Annotated in this window: 13 protein-coding genes; 1 reads left to right on the top strand and 12 read right to left on the bottom strand. The window is 66.1% G+C overall.

All coding sequences use genetic code 11. The features are described 5' to 3' along the window. The 12 genes from QTI33_RS09715 to QTI33_RS09660 all read right to left on the bottom strand — a co-directional run bounded on the left by QTI33_RS09715 (window position 1) and on the right by QTI33_RS09660 (window position 15,119). Window positions 1-951 carry an NADP-dependent oxidoreductase gene (locus QTI33_RS09715; protein WP_286505586.1) on the bottom strand — a complete coding sequence of 317 codons (951 nt, stop codon included), beginning with the start codon at window positions 949-951 and terminating at the stop codon, window positions 1-3. A gap of 32 nt (window positions 952-983) precedes the next feature. Beyond that, a complete protein-coding gene (locus QTI33_RS09710) occupies window positions 984-2,015 on the bottom strand; it encodes an NADP-dependent oxidoreductase (RefSeq protein ID WP_286505585.1) in 1,032 nt (343 codons plus the stop codon). Continuing rightward, on the bottom strand, window positions 2,012-2,908 hold the full coding sequence (locus QTI33_RS09705) for an alpha/beta fold hydrolase (protein ID WP_286505584.1): 897 nt from the start codon (window positions 2,906-2,908) through the stop codon (window positions 2,012-2,014). The genes QTI33_RS09710 and QTI33_RS09705 overlap by 4 nt, the downstream gene beginning before the upstream one ends. After that, a complete protein-coding gene (locus QTI33_RS09700) occupies window positions 2,853-3,899 on the bottom strand; it encodes a 2,5-dihydroxypyridine 5,6-dioxygenase NicX family protein (protein ID WP_286505583.1) in 1,047 nt (348 codons plus the stop codon). The genes QTI33_RS09705 and QTI33_RS09700 overlap by 56 nt, the downstream gene beginning before the upstream one ends. A 24-nt stretch (window positions 3,900-3,923) precedes the next feature. Further along, window positions 3,924-4,715, bottom strand: coding sequence for a 2-keto-4-pentenoate hydratase (locus tag QTI33_RS09695; protein WP_286505582.1), 792 nt, complete (start codon window positions 4,713-4,715; stop codon window positions 3,924-3,926). Beyond that, window positions 4,708-7,041: an efflux RND transporter permease subunit gene (locus QTI33_RS09690; protein WP_286505762.1), complete on the bottom strand. Its 2,334-nt coding sequence runs from the start codon at window positions 7,039-7,041 to the stop codon at window positions 4,708-4,710. The genes QTI33_RS09695 and QTI33_RS09690 overlap by 8 nt, the downstream gene beginning before the upstream one ends. A gap of 71 nt (window positions 7,042-7,112) precedes the next feature. After that, window positions 7,113-8,039, bottom strand: a complete 927-nt coding sequence (locus tag QTI33_RS09685) for a WD40/YVTN/BNR-like repeat-containing protein (RefSeq protein ID WP_286505581.1) — start codon at window positions 8,037-8,039, stop codon at window positions 7,113-7,115. 52 nt (window positions 8,040-8,091) lie between these two features. Then, window positions 8,092-9,486 carry a DUF1329 domain-containing protein gene (locus QTI33_RS09680; RefSeq protein ID WP_286505579.1) on the bottom strand — a complete coding sequence of 465 codons (1,395 nt, stop codon included), beginning with the start codon at window positions 9,484-9,486 and terminating at the stop codon, window positions 8,092-8,094. A 26-nt stretch (window positions 9,487-9,512) separates the two neighbouring features. Further along, on the bottom strand, window positions 9,513-11,243 hold the full coding sequence (locus QTI33_RS09675) for a DUF1302 domain-containing protein (RefSeq protein ID WP_286505578.1): 1,731 nt from the start codon (window positions 11,241-11,243) through the stop codon (window positions 9,513-9,515). A 101-nt stretch (window positions 11,244-11,344) separates the two neighbouring features. Next, window positions 11,345-12,385, bottom strand: a complete 1,041-nt coding sequence (locus QTI33_RS09670) for a dihydrodipicolinate synthase family protein (RefSeq protein ID WP_286505577.1) — start codon at window positions 12,383-12,385, stop codon at window positions 11,345-11,347. A 122-nt stretch (window positions 12,386-12,507) separates the two neighbouring features. After that, complete coding sequence (locus tag QTI33_RS09665) at window positions 12,508-14,094, bottom strand: FAD-dependent oxidoreductase (protein WP_286505576.1); 1,587 nt, start codon at window positions 14,092-14,094, stop codon at window positions 12,508-12,510. Further along, window positions 14,091-15,119: an aminotransferase class I/II-fold pyridoxal phosphate-dependent enzyme gene (locus tag QTI33_RS09660; RefSeq protein ID WP_286505575.1), complete on the bottom strand. Its 1,029-nt coding sequence runs from the start codon at window positions 15,117-15,119 to the stop codon at window positions 14,091-14,093. Before QTI33_RS09660 ends, QTI33_RS09665 begins: the two co-directional genes overlap by 4 nt. Before the next feature lie 231 nt (window positions 15,120-15,350). On the opposite strand from QTI33_RS09660, the gene QTI33_RS09655 reads away from it, so the two are divergent. After that, window positions 15,351-15,884, top strand: coding sequence for a hypothetical protein (locus tag QTI33_RS09655; protein ID WP_286505574.1), 534 nt, complete (start codon window positions 15,351-15,353; stop codon window positions 15,882-15,884). The last annotated feature ends 9 nt before the right edge of the window (window positions 15,885-15,893 follow it).

The following is a 15,893-nucleotide window of genomic DNA, read 5'->3' as shown; positions in this document are numbered from 1 at the left end:
CTAGTCCATTCGCAGAACGGTCTTGCCCGTCGCACCGCCGGCCAAGAGCCGGCGATGCGCCTCGGCCGCATCGTCGAGCTGCAAGACGGTCTGCACATTGGGCCGCAGTGCGCCCGTATCGGCCAGTTCGCGCAGGGTGTCGAGAAGATCCGGACGCAGATCGAAAGCGACCTCCTTGACTGTGACACCGTGTTGCTGCGAAAGCGCCGCGCGGTTCGCCATCTCCTGGGCGTCGTTTCGCAGGACAACCGCCATCACGCCTCCGTTGCGCAACACCTCGAAGCTTCTGCGATTGGTCTCACCTCCAATCGGATCGATGACGACATCCACGCGCTCCTGAAGATCCACGCGAAAATCCGTCTGTGTGTAGTCGATCACTTGGTCGGCCCCCAGCGATCGAACCAGCTCGACTTTCCCCGAACTGCATGTCGCCGCGACGTGGGCACCGCGCTGCTTGGCGATCTGGATGGCCGCTGCGCCGACTCCGCCTGCCCCGCCGTGCACAAGAACACGCTGGCCGCTCTGCACGTTGGCCAGTTCCGCAACCGCGATGTACGCAGTAGTCGCGGCCATCGGCAAGCCGGCCGCCTCTTCGAACGATAGCGTGCGCGGTGCATGGCGCATCAGGTTGGCATCCAGCACCAAGTACTCAGCATAGGTGCCTCCGTGCATGGGCGACAGCATTCCGTACACCCGGTCTCCTTCGTCGAAGCCCTTGGCGCCCTCTCCCAGCGCGGCGACGGTGCCGGCGAAATCGCCACCCATGGTCTGAGGCAAGGACAACGGGAAGAAGGCCTGCAGCCAACCGGAACGAATCTTGGCGTCGAAAGGGTTGACGCCCGCAGCCCGGACGCGCACCAACACCTGACCGGGCCCGGGGACAGGTGGCGCGATCTCGACGACGCGCAAGACCTCGGGGTCGCCATATTCGTGAATCTGCATTGCTTTCATCATGTTCTCCTTGTGTGTTCGGGATGTTCGGTTCATCGGGCGGCTGCCGCGAGGCGTACCAGCTGCTTGCCGAAGCGTCCCGGGGTAAAAAGGGCTGCAAAGGCGGCGGGCGCATTCTCGAGGCCCTCAGTGATCGACTCTGCACAGCGCACGCGTCCCTGGGCAAGCCAAAGCGACAGCTCGGCACTCGCAGACGCGAACTCGTCGGCGTGGTCGGCAATGAGAAAGCCGCTGAGCCGCACGCGCTTCTGGATCAACTGATAAAGGCGGCTCGGCACCATCTCGCTCGCCGCATCCGCACGGCCATAGCTGGCAATCACGCCGTAGACGACGGCACGGGCATGCACGTTGAGCAGATCCATGACCGCCTCGTGCAACGAACCGCCGACACCGTCCAGGAAGACATCCACTCCCTGCGGGCAGGCGCGCGCCAGTTGCACGGCCAATGGGGTCGCGATCGTGTGGTCGACCACCACATCGGCACGGATTTCGTCCAGCAGGTAGTGCGCCTGGTCCTGCCCCCCCACAATGGCCACGACCCGCGCGCCCGCCTGCTTCGCCAGCTGGCACGACACGCTGCCCACGGACCCCGCCGCGCCCGAGATCACGACCGTTTCCCCTTCGCGCGGCTTTCCGTGGTGCATGACGGTGAAATAGGCCGTCAGGCCCGAAGGCCCCAGCAAGCCCAGGCTCGTGGAGACGGGCGCCAAGGTGGGATCGACGGCGCGCAGCGTGCGACCATCGACGCGAGCCAGCGCCTGCCAGCCGAGTTCACCGGCCACGTACGTGCCGACCGGCAAAGCCGGCGCGCGGGAGGCCACCACCTGCCCCACGCCGCGTCCGATCACCACCGAACCCAGCGGCAGCTGCGGCGCCATGGAATCGTCACCCCGCATGCGAAGCCGCGGGAAAGGGTCCATCGACAGGTAGTGGGTCTCCACCAGGACCTGGCCGTCCTCGATCTCGCCGACCGGCGCTTCATCGAGCGCGAAGCACGACGAAGGCAGCGGCCCGTCGGCGCAGTACGCCGTCAATCGGACGCTGCGGTTGAGTGTGGTCTTCATGCGTACCTCCCGCCCGTTTCTACACCCCGAAGGAACTTCAGCACGACCGCGTTGAAGGCCTCGGGCTTCTCGAGATTGCTCACATGCCCCGCATCGCCGATGATTTCCAGCTGGGCCCCTGGGATCGCGGCTGCGGTGAGCCGCGCGACGTCCACCGGCGCGATCCGGTCCTCGCTCCCGACCACCACAAGGCAAGGCGCACGCACGCTGCCGAGCGGCGGGAAGCCCTCGTACCGCGTCACGGCTTCGAGCGTCTTCAGATAGGAGTCCTTGTGCAACTCGGCGACACTCTGCTGCAGCAGCGCCAGGCGCTCGGGCGAGATGCGGCTGCTCGCGAGTCCGCGCGCGAGCGCGGGAGCGATCTCGGCGAGCGTCTTGCCACCCAGCAGCGGTCGCTGGCGATCGGCCAGGATCGCGCTGACGTGCGCTTCGCGATCCGGACCGGAAGGCATCGCCACGCTGGTGTCCGCCAGTACCAATGACGCCACCTGTTCCGGATGACGGCCGTAGAAGTCGAGCGCGATGCGTCCGCCCATTGAGAGGCCGACCAGATGGGCGCGGCGGGCGCCGACATACGCCAAGACGCGCAGCAGATCGGCGCTGAAATCTTCGAAGCGCAACGCGCCTTCATAGTCGTCGCTGTCGCCATAGCCACGCGCGTCCCAGGCCACGGCGGTGAACTCGCCAGCGAAGGCCCGCAGTTGGTCGTGCCAATTTGCCCTGTTGCCGCCGATGCCATGCAGGAAGACCACCAACGGACCGTGTCCCTGCCGCTCGATGGCAATGCGCGGCGCAGGTCCGACGTGCTCGATCACCGCCGACTTCCCTGCCGCGAATTCAGAACAATTCACTTTGGAGCTCCCCGCGACGAACGACACACTGGTCGTCGACATGAATGTCGCAGTTGCGTACCGGCAGATCGAAGTGGCCGAGCGTGTGGCGTCCGGCACGCGGATTGGCACCGGTCGAATACAGGAAATTGCCGGCGTAGGCGCGCTGCTCGGTGCCGTTGGTGTCGCCCTTGTCATACATGACCAGGGACTCCCAGCGTGCCGCAGGGTTCATGCCCCAGCCCACGTGCGAAACGCCATACGCATTGCGATCGCCCCACGCCGCGAAATAGCTGCGCATCAGATCGGCATCGAGGCCGGTGCCCCGGATTTCCTGGACGAAGTCGTTCTCGATCACCAGGGTGACCGGTCGCTCCAGATAGCGCTTGAAGGTCAGGTTGATGTCGCCCTCGTCGAGCACGAGAACGCCGTTGACGGCGCCCGCCGCCGGGAAGCAACTGCAGATTCCGCCCGGCCAGGTCGCGAGCTGGCCGGGCTCGTCGCAGAACCCGACGTTGCCACCGACCATGGCGTCGCGCATGTCGATGCGCAGGTCGGAACCCGCGTCGGACCGCACATGCATCGACTTGGCGGCAAGCAACAGTTCTCGGCCCGCCCGGATTCGCCCCTTCATCGACGCATCGGCGACCAGCCGTTCCAGCGCCTCGGGATGCTCATTGCTGATGTAGAGCACTCGGGTCCCCGCCTGCCGGATCACCGGAAACTCCTTGGAGTGCATCAGGCCTTCCACCGTCAGATCGGCGACGAAGCTGCATGCGCTCAGCGCGTGGATGACGGGGGTCAGCTCGCCGATCGCAAACGACGAGCCCGTCGACCGCACCGGGACTGGCGCGTTCTGCGGGGGCGTCGGCAGCACCACGTGAAACGGCCGCGCGCCGATGCGCAGCAGCGCGAGCTCGGCCAAGTGGACATTGACCTGCCGGGACTGCGTCTCGGACAAGATGGCCACAGCGTCGCCGGCCTTGACCTGACACAGCGCGAAGCTGTGGACGAAGGCGTCGATCCACTTGCCTTCAATGCGTTCTGACAACATGTCGTGTACCTCTTCTTGTTTCGTTCAACTTGAAAGATCGATGACCAGTTCCACGCCCTCATCGAGCGATACCTCGATCCGCTGGCGCGCCTGGAACGACGCGCCCATGGCGATGGCACCCGTGGCGACCACTTCGCCCGCGCACAACGGCGATCCACGACGGGCCCGGTCGTTCGCGAGCCAGCGCAGGGCAGCGAGCGGCGCGACACCCGCGTCGACGGCCGAGCGGCTTGCGATCCGCACCCCGTCAGCATGGAGCGATGCCGATATCCCCACCAATGAATCCAGCTGCGCGACCGGTCGCGGGCGGCCCAGCAGCAGGCCGGCGTGCGCGCCGTTGTCCGCGACGATCGCCGCGCCGCCGAGCGCGATCGCGTCGCGATAGCTCGGTTGATTGATCTCGGCGCCCAGCATCACGCAGTCGATGGCGTCACGCAGTTCGGCGTCGGTCATCGCCTGGGGATCCGGAAGAGCGCGCGCCAGGCGCAGCACCAGTTCAGCTTCGATGTCCGGGCGCTGGCCGAAGGTCCGGTAAGTGGCGCGGCCGGACCAGAGGCTGTGTGCGAGCACCCGGCCAGACAAGGGTTCGTCAAGGCCCAGCATTCGCTGTGCGCGCTGCGTATTCGCGCCGACCTTGTAGCCAGCGGCGCGCCAGCTCATGGCGGCGACCAACCGATCCGCGATAGCGTAGGCGGCATCGAGCGAGGCCGGAAGCTCGTCGGCGGAAAGATCATCGATCTGTCGATGCTCCCGCCTGGCCGCCACGAGCCGGTCGAGCAGGGTTTGGGGCGTGCTCATGCCGTCCTCCTCATGCATGGCGGGCCTCCGTGCGCGAAAGCGGCTCCATCGCCCGGGCGGCCGACGCACTGTCAACGGACGATCCTTCGTCGTCGCGGAACGAGGGGTTCGCGCCAGCCTCACGCCAATAGAGAAAGCGCGCAAGCGCTGGGCTCACGACGATCGCACCGAGCATGCTGAAGACGAACATCACGGTGAGCATGATGCCCAAATCCGCCTGGTAGCGTAGAGGGGAGAAAGCCCAGGTCGCCACGCTGATCGAGAGTGTCGCGCCCGTGAAGATCACCGCGCGCCCCGTTTCGCTCAAGGCCTTCTGATAGGCCGGAAGGAAGGCCAGCCCCTCTTCGCTGCGCGCCTGCTGGAAGCGAGAGAAGATGTAGACGCCGTAGTCCACGCCGATGCCGACGCCCAGCGCCGCCACGGGCAGGGTGGCCACCTTCAGGCCGATGTCGAGCACCACCATCAAGGCATCGGCAAGCACGGTGACGAGGACCAGGGGAAGCAACACCACGACCGTGGCGCGCCACGACCGCTGCAATCCAAGCCAGCTCACCACCGCGACGGACAGGAAGACCCACAGCAGCATGGACCATTGTGCAGAAACCACGGTCTCGTTGACCGCCGCAGACACGCCCAATGGCCCGGCGGCGAGTTCGAATTGCAGCGGCCCGGGATGCTCATGCGCGAAAGTCTTCACCGTATCGATCAGCCGCGTGATGGTTTCGGCCTTGTGGTCGCTGGCGAAGACGTAGATCGGCATCACCTTGCAGTCGAGGCTGCGCAGGCCGGTGCCGGCGGGCACGTAGTCGACCGACAGCGCCAGAAGGCCCTCGCCACGCTGCAGCGCATAGTGCTTCGGATTGCCCTCGGCCCATGCCGCATTGAGCCCCTTCACCGCCGACGCAAGACTCACGACCGATCGGACCCCGGGTGTCGCGCTCAGGGTCGCGGCCATGCGGTCGAGATGACGCATCGTGTCGTAGTCCAGGCAGGCGTCGGTCTTTCCCGTGGCGACGACCACCAGCACGTCGGACGAAAGGTCGAATCTTGAGACGATCGCCCGCACGTCCGCGTTGTAGGTGGAATCCGAGCGGAGTTCGGAGGCACCTTCCTGCGTGTCGCCGACGATCCGATGCTGCGCAACGAAAAAGGCGCCGGCGCCGAGCAGCACGGCAAAGGCCACCACGCCCGCCGCAACGCGCGGGTTGGCGGTCCTGGCCAGCGCGCGCCACAGCCGTCCGCCCCCACCGGCGCTGCCTTCGCGCAACGCATCGGGGCGCGTGGGTGCGCTGCGCACCCAGGTCAACAACAGCGGCAGCGTCGTGAGCTTGCAGATGCTGACGGCTGCCAGTCCCAGAATGGCCATGAGCGCGATATCGCGAATGACGCCGACCGGGATCAGCAACAGCGTGCCGAATCCGACCACGTTGGCCGCGAGCGCCGACATGCCCGGTGCCCAGAGCTGGCGGAAGGCACGGCGCGATGCCTGCACGGCCTCGAGCCCTTCGCGCAAGCCCTCGAGCTGCATGCTGACGACCTGGATGCCGTGGCTCACAGAGATCGCGAAGATCAGGAAAGGGACGATCGCCGACAGCGGATTCAGCCCGCCCCCCACCAAGCCCGTGAGGCCGAGCTGCCAGATGACCGTCGATGCCGAGGTCAGCAGCAGCATCAGCGTGGGTTTCCACGCGCCCGCGTACCAGCGCACCAGCGCGAGGGTCACGAGAACGCTGACGCCGAAGAAGAGCAGCACCATCTGCCCGCCGGAGACGATCGCCCCGACCAACGGCGCGTAGCCGATGATGTGGACATCGACGTCGGCCTTCGCGTAGCGCGCGCGAATCTCTTCCAGCCTGCGGGCGGTATCGACGTAGTCCACCGGCAGGCCTGTCTGCGGATCCTTGTCTCGCAATTCGGCCACGATCAATGTGGCGCTGGCATCGCGCGAAACCAGGCTGCCGATCAGGTCGGCACGCAGCACGTTGCGGCGCACCAACTCCACCCCCACCGACGTCGGCGTGTAGGCCGGTGGAATCACCGGATTGGCCTCGAGACCGCCCTCGACGCTGATGGTGTAGCGCACATTGGGCGTCCACAGGGAGCGCAACGTCGTGCGGTTGACGCCTGGCAGGAAGAAGACGTCGTCCGTCGCCTTGCGCAGCGTGGCGAGGAATTCGGGCGAGTAGATCGTTCCGTTCTTGGCGCGCAACCCGATCGTGACCTGGTTGGGCCCGGCGATGAAGGCCTCGTGCTTGAACAGCGTCCGGATGTAGGGATGCTCCAAGGGCACCTGCTTCGCGAAGCTGCCGTCGATGTAGAGCCGCGAAGTCGCGGCCAGGGCCATCAAGGTGATGAGGGCCCACAGCGCCAGCCAGGTGCGCCGGTGGCCGAACACCAGGGCTTCGAGCCAGCGCGTCATCGCGCCACCTCGTGCATCGTCGGCGGCGCGCGGCCGATCAGCAGGGCGCCACCGCGCAGGCAGGCCAAGGCCGTGATCGCTGCGTGGTCGGAGCGCTCGGCGGGGGCAAAACTCCTGCCCGCGTCGCGGCTTTCGAGGACCGTTCCCTCTGCCCCTGCAATGACCACCCTGCGTGCGTCGAAGACGCAGGCGGCACTCAGTCCAGACTGACTGCCGGTCGGAACCGATGCCCAACTGTGCCCGCCGTCCTCGGAACGGTACACCGTGCCGCGCATGCCGTAGGCCAGCACCGCGCCAGGGAGCAGCGCGAGCCCCCAGAAGGAACCCCGGTACCCGGTCTGCGCGCGCTCGAAGCTCCTGCCACGATCGGCGGACCGGAAGATCACGCCCTCCTCGCTCGCAATGTAGAGCTCGCCCGCCGCGTTGCCGGCGACCGCCTTGAGATGGCCGTCGCCCTGGCCGATGTCGCGACGCTGGAAGGTCCTGCCGCCATCGACGGACTCGAGCAGCGTGCCGAAGGCCCCCACTGCAAACCCATGCGTGCCGTCGAAGAAGTACACCCCCAGAAGCGGGTCGACGGATCGATCGACCAGGCGCCGGTCGGCCCACTGCTGCCCGCCGTCTTCGGTCGCCAGGATGGCGCCGTGGTGGCCCACCGCCCAGCCGTGAACGGCGTCCGCAAAGTACACGTCCGTCAGCGTCTCGTCGGTCGGGACGGTCGCTGCGCGCCAATGACGGCCCGCATCCACCGAGCGCAGGACGGTGCCCCACTCGCCGACGGCAACGACGCTGTCACCGGCGCGTGCGGCGCCGATCAGCAGCTGATCCACCGGGGAAGCCTCCGGGGAGGCTGCCGCGAAGCTCAACGGCGGCACCAGGGCGGCGCACAGGGCCGCCGCAAGATATGTCCACTTCAAACTCATGTCTCCAGTCGCATCGGTCTATACCGTGTCTTGATTCAGCTGCGTAGCGAGTTCAGCGCTGGCCCCGGCGCAGTGAGTCCGGGGAGAAGGTCAGCGCGTTGAGCTCCGGCACGTCGTACTCGTACTTCTCCGACCACAGTTCCACGTAGTACTTGTCGTCGAGCAGGTCATAGTTCACCCGCATGCCCGGCAGGCAACTCGGGCGGTCGTAGAAGTTCACGAGCTGGGTTTCGGAAGTCCGCCAGAGCTTGCCCTGCGCGTCATACATGTCGGCAGCGACGATGTACCAGCTGTCCTCGTCCATGTAGAACACCCGCTTCGGATAGATGTGGCGTTGACCGGGCTTGAGGGTCGCCTCGATCACCCAGACGCGGTGCAGTTCATAGCGCATGTAGTCCGGCGAGATGCGCGTCTTGCCAACCACCTTCGCTCGCTCCGCGGGCGGCACGTTCACGATCTTGTAGCCGTTGTAGCCCACGAATTTTTCGGCCTTGCCGGCAATCTTCCAGTCGTAGCGCTCCAGCGAATCGCTGAACATGTTGCGCTGGTCGATCGTGAGCAGCCCCTGCGAGTCCGGATCCGGTGCATCGTGGCGCACGTCGGGTCCCCGCAGCATCCGGCGCAAGGCCGTGAGGTAGATCCACCCCTCCCGCTGGCTGGTCGATGCATCGAGCGGGTCATGAATCAGCAGCGCATTGCCCTTGCGCCGCGCCGGTGCCTCGGTCGTCACCTTGGTCATGAAGTTGTATTTGTCGAGGCCGCCTTTGTCGTCCATGTGGTACGGGAAGATGATCTCCTCGATCTGCCGGGACGGCTCGAAGCTGCCGTCCGGGTTCACCAGGAAGCCGCTGTTCGTCGAGCGGAAGCGCGTGGCGCCGTAGAAGTTGGTCTTGTGGTTCCACATGGTCTGCCAGCCGTTCTCCGGGAACGGAAACGGAAATCCGCCCACGGCCCCCGACAAGGCGTTGCCATCGGCAGACAGCTTGGCCTTGCCGACGTTCTCCGCCGTCTTCTTGTAGCTCGAGTCCGGGTACGCGCAGGACCGATGCGTCGGATACACCAGCATCTTCTCCGCATCGCCGCGCTTGAGGAGCGCGATCTGGCCGGCCGTGAGACGGTCCTTGTATTGCTCAATGTTGGCGGCGGTGATGGTCGCGATCGGCTTGTCGGCCGCGAAGGGATCCGGATAGTGGACGCCGGCGATCACGCCCGTGAGGCCCGCGGGCACGCCGGTGAGTGGCTCCCACGCCGGGATGGTTCCGGCGCTGTTGCCCTTGCGCTCAGCGCCCACCGGCGTCACCGTGGCGGTATCGAGACGAGCGTCCTGCGGCGCCGCCATCGAGGGACTGGACACGACCGCCGCAGCCACCATGGCCAGCAGGGTCACGGGCGCAGCCAGCGCCCTGGCAAAGTTGGCCGCACATGGCTTGCCTGCACTGATGTTCATCTTGTTGCTCCTTCTGTTGTCTCTGCTCAGAACGCCCACTTGGCAAGCATCGAAAAATAGTCCCGGTCGCTCAGCACGAGATTGCCCCGGCTGGTGTGATCGGAGATGTTGGTGTAGGCGAACTCGAGGGTCCAGTCCGGCTTCTGCTCGTGGCGCAACTGCACCGCGGCCGTCGCGTTCAGGCGGCCCTTGAAGAACGGCGCCTGCGTCGGGTCGTCACCGAACACCCAGGTCTGCAGCACGAGCCGCGGAGTGACCGTGATGCTCGAACCGCCCACCCGGAAGTAGTCGACGGCGGCTTGCGCGATGACCGACCCGGTCCAGGCCCCCTTCACCGCCGTGGGCAGCACGAACTGGTTCGGCATCCCTGAATGGATCGCGTTAGCTTCGATCGCGACCAGGCCCCCGTTGGCGCCCAGCAGGCGTGGCAGGAAGTCACTGCCGGTCATCGCCTGGGTGAGCCCCAGGTTGAGCGCCCACTGGTCGACCCGCGTCCAGCCCTGCACATAGCCATTGGCCTGCGCCCGCAGCGGCGTCGACGCGAGCGGCGGCACCGGAATGTTGAAGGGCGCGGCGCCGAAGTCCACGCCGCAGTTCGAGGGCGCCCCCAGGATCGCACCACACAGCGCGGCATTGGTCCGCGCGGCGCCGACCGCGTTGGGGTCGAGGCCGATCGGCACGTCGTGGCGGTAAGCGAGCTCGCCGGTGAAGGCGGCCGAGCCGAGCCCGGTGCTGAAGCTCGTGCCGAGCGTCTTGACGTCATCGGGGAATTCCCAGAAATAGCTGGTCTGCCCGTTGAGACCCAGGCCGCTGACTTTGGCCGCGCGCTGCTGCAGGTTCTGAAAATAGAAGCCCAGGTTGACACCTTCCAGATTCAGAAAGCTCGCCAGGCCGTATTGCCCACCGGTCTTGGACTTCGGATCCGGGCCGCGAAACAGTGGCGGCGCGCCCGGCACGACTCCGACCGTGCCGGCACCCGCGCCCAGAATGTCGTTGTCGCTGAAGAAGGTGCCGACGGGGTCGTATTCGAACCTCAGCTTTTCGAGCTGGTAGAAGCCCTGGAAGCTCACGGTCGGATTGAGCTGCCAGGTCGCACCAGCCGAGGCGACCGGCAGCACCAGTTCCTTGAGCGAGACGCCTGCCGCGTGGCTCTTCCAGGACTGGATCGGGTTGAACATGTTGATGCCGCCTGGCAGGAACTTCGCCTCGCCCCACATGATGGTCTGCCGGCCGAGCTTGAATTCCAGGGCGCCGGCGTCCTGCAGGTCGAAGTCGCCCGCGTAGTACGCGTCGAGCAACTGCGCGCGACTGCCAACCGAATCACGAACTTCGGACCTCAGGATCCCGGGATACCAATCGAGCCCCCAGGTATTCCAATGGTCCATCACGGCGCCGTCGTAAACATAGCTCGCGCGAAGCAACACACGATGGTTCTTGTACTGCGCCTCTAGGGTGCCGAGCGCGATGGTCGGCGATGACACCAGGGTGCCACGATCCGAATTTAAATTGCCATCGTCTTGAAGATCGGTCGCCTGGAGGCCGCCGTGGCTGGGTCCGACCAGCTCGAGGTTTCGCCTCGAAGTTCGCCAGGTCAGCCCTTGCGACAGCTCGCCGTCGAAGGTCCACTTCACTCCGCTACCCAAAGATTCGGGCGACGCGGCACCGAGGGTCTGTCCCACAGCGGGCATACACAGCGCTGCAGCGCCCATCGCGGACAGGATCCTGCGACGGCGCGCGCGCCTCGTCACTTCTTTCATCTTTCGATCTCCTCCTAGTTGTATGGGGGCGGCTTGCGCCTCGACGCTCGCACGTCGGCCTGGCGAGCTTGGTTGGATCAAGTCAATACTGCGGCTGTGCTTCACCAGGGGCGTTTGCCCTGCGCGTATTGCACCCGGCCGACGAAGAACTCGTAGTCGTTGTCGGGCGGCACGATCCCGAGCGCACGAACCGCGCTGCGCGCCTCGTCCATCTCGTGCTGCTGCATGCGCATGACCGGCTGACGCGTGTAGCCGCCATTGCCCCCGGTCAGCCACTGGTAGTACTTCTGCTGAGGCCAGTGATAGGTGCCGAGCATCTGGGTGGGCATAAACTGCTTCTCGAACAGGAGCCGCGCCGGCGTCAGGCGCCAGAAGCTCTCCATCGCCTCGTCGCGCTGCCCGTCGAGCAGCTGCCTGAAGTAGTTCACGAGCCTGGGCTCGTCCGGCGACTGAAAGATCTCGTAGGCGCCGGGACCCGCCCATTGCTGCCCATAGCGGGTGACGGCCAGGGGAAACCAGCGCTCCCAAGGACATTGCACCAGGGCATGCTCCGCGCATCGCTCAAAGCATTCCGAGACGTAGGCCGGCTCGGTGATCGCGCACAGCACCGCGACCACGCGCTGGTGGCGCGCCAAGCGCTCCAGCACATCGAGTGGAAAGCCTCCCGCGCTGAAGCGCGCGAAGTTGTATTTGAAGCTTGGATAGAGAATGAAGCCGACCTGGGCCGCCTCAAGCATTTGAAGAGTCGCGCGCTCTACGTCGTCCGGCGACGGCGGGTAGTACGAAGGCGGATAGCCGACCAGCGCGAGGTCGCACCCCACCTTTTCGGCATGCTTCAGGAACTCGACATTGCGATCGAGCGTGTCAAACATGGCCGTCGTCGAAACCAGGATGCGACCCTTGGCCGCATCGGCCACGATCTCGACAAAGCGCTTGGCCTCATCGAACGTGAGGCCCGCCTCGGTCGCGCAATGCGTCGACACGAAGCCGTGCCGAATGCTCTGTTCCACGTCCCGGCGAATGCCCTCTTCGCACAGTCCCGAGAAGTCCGCGAGGTACGAGGGAAAGAGCAAGTTCTGGATGCCTCGCAGGCGCTCGCGTGCCCATGGCTTGAGTTCGGCTCTGTGTTTGGGTGCTGCCACTTCGCATCTCCTGGGTCTCTCGACCCGGTTCATCTATTTGGTTTAGGTCTCAAGGATGTTATGAATGCAGCGTGTTGCGCGCCAATGAAATGCGTGCCTCGTGCCATAACTTCGCGTGCGCTTCATGCCGCAAGGCTGGACCATTGCTTGATCACATGCTCGGCGCTGCGAGCCGCGAGCGCATGGAGCGTGAAGGTCGGGTTGACGGCGCCGACGCTCGGGAACAGGCCCGCACCGGCGATCAGCAGATTGGTGTGTTCATGGCAGACGCCGAAGGAGTCCGTCACGGAAGCGGTAGCTTTCTCGCCCATGAGGGTCCCGCCCGCCAGGTGTGCCAGTCCGCGTTGACCCAGCCAGTTCTCACGGCTTCCCGCCGACGCGAAGAGCGCGAGCGCCTCGCGGCCCGCGAATGTCGCCAAGGCCCTGGCCTGCTCGTCGAGCGTGTGCGTGATGCGCACCTGCGCGATACCGTCGCGGTCCACGCGCGGGCCCAGTTCGATCCGATTGCGGGCCGAGGGAACGGTCTCGCAGATCGCGCTCATCGTCGCCAGATGATGGGCGGCGCGCGCCATGAAGCGATGGAGTTCACCGCCCATGAGATCCGCACGCGTATTCGCGATGCCAAGCAGGTCGTTGGGCTTGAGTGCGTTCGCAATCGCCCACGTCACGCTGCCGAAAGCACCATCGGCACGCCGCTTGCCATAGTGGTCTTGGCAGATGAGTTGCGCGCCGCTGGTGCCCAGGTGGCACTGCGTCTTGTCGTCGAAGAAACCATGTGCAGGCACCATCACATGGGCCGCGATGTTTCGCCCCACCATGCCGCTGCCATTCGCGAGACCTTTGGGCGACGCGGGCGAGGCCGACTGCAGCAGGATGCGCACGTTCTGCACCGGCCCGGCCGCAAGTACCACCGAGCGCGCGCGGATTGCATGCGCGCGGCCGTCGGCGTCGACGAACTCCACCGTGCGCACCCGGCGTCCACGCCCGTCTGCCAACACGCGACGTGCGCGGCAGTGCTCGTGCACCACCGCACCAGCCTCGAGTGCCTGAGGAATGTAGAGCGCGAGCGGATTGGCCAATGCCATGAGCGGACAGCCGGCGTCGCACCAGCCGTCGTTGATGCACGCCGGCCGCCCCTTGTAGTTCGCCGACAGGATCGCCGCGGGATAGGGCGCTGTGCGCAGCCCACGCTTCTCGAAGCCACGACGCAGCAGCGCGCCCTGGTTGAAGACCGCCATCGGCCCGAGCGGATAGGGCGCGCCTGGCGGCCGCCACGTCTCCGCGACCGCATCGCCCGAGATACCAACCTCTTCCTGGATCTTGTCGTACCAGGGTCGCAGGTCCGCATAGGTCAACGGCCAGTCGAGGCCTTGGCCGTAGGTCGAACGCATGCGGAAATCCTCCGCATGCATGCGAGGCCAACCGCCGTAGTGGTGCAGCGAGGCGCCGCCCACGCCCCAGCCATTCGCCATGTTGAATCCGTAGGGATCTTCTCCGCCGGGCAGCACCGCGGGGCCGCCCCATTTGATGCGGCGTGCCCAGATCTGCGAACTCACGAGGTCACCTGCGTTCCAGCGCGGACCCGCTTCGAGGATCACCACACGGCGCCCGGCCCGGGCGAGCCTGGCCGCCATGACGGCACCTGCTGCGCCGGCGCCGACGATCACCACGTCGGCTTCCAGCGGATATGTCGGCGTACGGCCCTTCATCGCTCAGTCCTCCCGCCGAGAAGCCGCTTCATCTCATCGACCAGCCGCCTTGCGGCTTCGCCACCCCGGACCGCGATCTGGATATGCCCCGGCACGCCCAGGCGAGCGCCGTCAGTGACCTTGATGCCGAGGGCCGCCAATGCTGCGCAAAGCCAGGCGGCCTCTTGCGTTTCGACCAGGAGGTATGCGGCTTGCGAAGGCAGCACGCAGAACCCGATCCGAGCAAGCGCCCTGGCCAACGCGCTGCGATGGCGCCTGAGCCTCGCGCTCGATCGATCCGTCCATCCGGGGTCGTCGAGCGAAGCAATCGCCGCCACCTGCGCCGCTGCATTGATGGCGCGTGCGGGCTGCTGCGTCTGCATGGCCGCCACGACGTGAGCCGGCCCTATCGCATAGCCGAGCCGCAAGCCTGCCAGCCCATGTTCGAAGCTCATCGACCGGATCGACAGGAGGTTGCCTCGTGCCCTCCGCAGCGCCGGTGGCCGATCGGCGAAACACATCTGGGTTTCGTCGAGCACCAGCACGCCGGCAGGAATGGCGCCAGCCAGGGCCTCGATGGATTGTTCGTCCAGGAGGCTTCCGGTCAACCCGCTCGGGTTGGCAAGCAGCACGGCGGCGGGCCGCAGTTGCGCCAGCCGCTGGCAAACCAGCGAGATGTCCCAGACGAAATCGGTCTCCGCGCTTGCGAGAAGACTGACCGTCAAGACGCCCGCCAGCTTAGCGGCACGCTCGTACTCCGCGAGGGCCGGCGCCAGGACCACCACCATGTTGCCCGCGCCCAGCGAACGCAGCAGCAAGTGCAGCAGCTCCGTCGAACCATTGCCGAGCGCCACGCCGTCGAGTTCGACACCGTGCAACTCAGCGAAGCGTCCGCGCAGCGCGAGTTCCCCGCCCCTGGGCAGGCAACCGGGTTCCAGGGCGCGAAGCGCTCGCCGGGCCGCCGGCGAACTCTGGGTCGCAGGCAGCGTGAAGTCGTGGACGTTGTCGATGGCAATCTGTGTCAATGGTTCGTCTCGGGTCTGCATGACCGATTCCTGTAGCGAAATGGGAGCGGCGAGGTGGCTCCGAAGAACCCTGGAATCCAGGCGAGGCGATTCTTCGCAGCGGCATCGGCCCCGTCCAATGAATTCGCGTACCTGCCCCATAACCTCCAGGCCCATGAATTCCGCTCATGGCAGGCGCACTTCTTTTGATTGGCTCGCGGGCGAAGGCCGTGCCTAGAATGCCGCGCGCTTCCTGGCGCCAAGGAGAACGAATTGCACACAGACGTCCTTTCAACCGCCCATCGGCGGTACCTGCGAACCGAACTGCTGCTGGGCTGCGTGTTCAACGCAGTGCTGTCAGTGATGTTTGCCTTCGTCGCGCTGCAGGGTCGAGCGGCGATGCCACTCTGGGGAGTGGACGGCATGGCGATCGACCTCATTCCCACCGTGTTCATGATCACCTTGGTGGGCAACCTCATCGTCACCCTGCTCACGCGCAAGCGCGTTCGCGACGGCCGCGTGCCGCCTCTGGAGCCGACCGATGGGCCGGGGGCTCGCCTGCCCCGCAATGCGCTCCTGCGCGTCCTCGTCCTGGCGTTGCTGATGACGATCGTTCTCGTGCCTCTGTCCACGGCCGTGCTGGCGGCGCTGGGCCTGCATTCGATGCCATCGTCGCCCTTCATCGCCTACAAGTTGATCTACGGCATGGCCGTCGGAGCGCTGTCGGCCCCACTCGTCATCCGCGCAGCGCTGGCGGACCATGCCGCCCAGCCTCCGCAACACCCCCCGGGCGCCTCGGCTGCCTGATCGCGTCAA

Source organism: Variovorax davisae, assembly GCF_030316845.1.
In the GTDB taxonomy this organism is placed as follows: domain Bacteria; phylum Pseudomonadota; class Gammaproteobacteria; order Burkholderiales; family Burkholderiaceae_C; genus Variovorax; species Variovorax davisae.
This window is presented reverse-complemented; position numbering and strand designations above follow the sequence as displayed.